We start from the raw sequence: 1,356 nt of genomic DNA, 5'->3' as shown, positions 1-1,356 counted from the left end.
GCTTGCGGCGAAGGTGCAGGAGATGCTTCGTCTCGACCCGTTCAGCGGCGCAGCCTTCGTGTTCCGATCGAGACGAGCACAGCTCGTTTCATGGTACGTCCCTTTGTCAGATTCCCGGCAGACGGATCATCCTATCGTAATGATAATCAATGTCGTTTTTCGGTCGACGTTCGATCACGCGCTGCACCGCTATGCGTACTGCTTCCGAACTCAGCGTGTCGACGGGGACCGTACGCATACGACGAAGCTTACGATTACCCACATCTTTTGAGGTGCACTGAGCCGAAAAACTTGAGTCGCCAGAATCGCTTGTGATTCTTTGATGGGCACCTGATTCGAGAAGAGGTGCTCTATGGGACTGACTTCACCCGCCCGGGATGAGAAGGCGCATCGGTTGGCGTCTGACGTTGTGACTTGGTTTGACCGTGAAGCTGCGCTGTGCGAATTCCAGGACGCTCGACTTGGCGAGAGATTTCGTATGCTGCTGAAGCAGATTGGTGGAGACATCGGACAGAGCATCCCGATGGTTTGCCAAGACTGGGCGAATACCAAGGCGGCCTATCGTTTCTTCTCCAATGAACGAGTAGGCGAGGCCGATATCCTGTCTGGTCATTTTAAAGCGACGCGGGAACGTATCGCGGCTGCGAAGGGGCCTGTTCTTGTCCTGCATGATACGACCGAATTCAGCTATCAAAGGGAGCGCCCGGATCTGATCGGGATGATTAAGCGCATCCCCAAAAGCAACTCTCGAAGATTGGACGGGAAACCCCAAACGTTACACGACATGCGGAATATTGATGCATTCGAGCCTTGCGGTGCCCCTCGAGGGGCTTCCACTGGGGCTCAGCGCTGTGAAGTTCTGGACCAGAAAGAAATTCAGAGGGGTCGCTGCGCTCAGGCGCGAGGTCAACCTGACACGGATCCCCATTGAAACCAAGGAGAGCATTCGGTGGTTGGAGAACCTCAAACAATCCACCGAGCTTCGAGAAGCCATCGCAGTGCATCCATATCGGTGATCGTGAGGCCGATATTTATGAATTGTTTTGCGCCGCCCAAGAGGTTGGAACGCATTTCTTGGTAAAGACCTGTGTCAATCGCCTGGCAGGCGATGGCGATCATACCGTTGCAACGATAATGGACGAGGTCGTGGTCAAAGGTCTCCACCGGATCGAAGTCCAGGATAGCAAGGGCAATCCAGACCAGGCTGTTCTTGAAATCCGGTATCGTAAAATCCGTATTCTGCCACCGATAGGCAAGCAGTCGCGGTATCCAGCTTTGACTTTGACAGTGATCCACGCTGATGAAAGAGGAGCGCCAAAGAACAGAAAGAAGATTGAATGGAAACTCCTGACCGAT

At 53.6% G+C, this 1,356-nt stretch carries 3 protein-coding genes; 2 read left to right on the top strand and 1 reads right to left on the bottom strand.

Features of this window, described 5'->3' with window-relative positions; translation table 11 throughout:
• Together K359_RS64145 and K359_RS65645 are read left to right on the top strand one after the other, a co-directional pair.
• The coding region (locus tag K359_RS64145) for a hypothetical protein (protein ID WP_035978600.1) at positions 1-271 on the top strand (271 nt) is incomplete at its 5' end.
• 81 nt (positions 272-352) lie between these two features.
• On the top strand, positions 353-931 hold the full coding sequence (locus K359_RS65645) for a transposase DNA-binding-containing protein (RefSeq protein WP_029085266.1): 579 nt from the start codon (positions 353-355) through the stop codon (positions 929-931).
• A 32-nt stretch (positions 932-963) separates the two neighbouring features.
• Here the strand turns inward: K359_RS65645 and K359_RS63945 are convergent.
• A partial coding sequence (locus K359_RS63945; protein ID WP_198031304.1) for a hypothetical protein occupies positions 964-1,356 on the bottom strand: 393 nt, incomplete at its 5' end.

The organism is Bradyrhizobium sp. th-b2 (assembly GCF_000426785.1).
Lineage (GTDB): Bacteria > Pseudomonadota > Alphaproteobacteria > Rhizobiales > Xanthobacteraceae > Bradyrhizobium > Bradyrhizobium septentrionale.
Note: the sequence above shows the minus strand (reverse complement) of the source record. Positions and strands in the feature narration are given on the sequence as shown.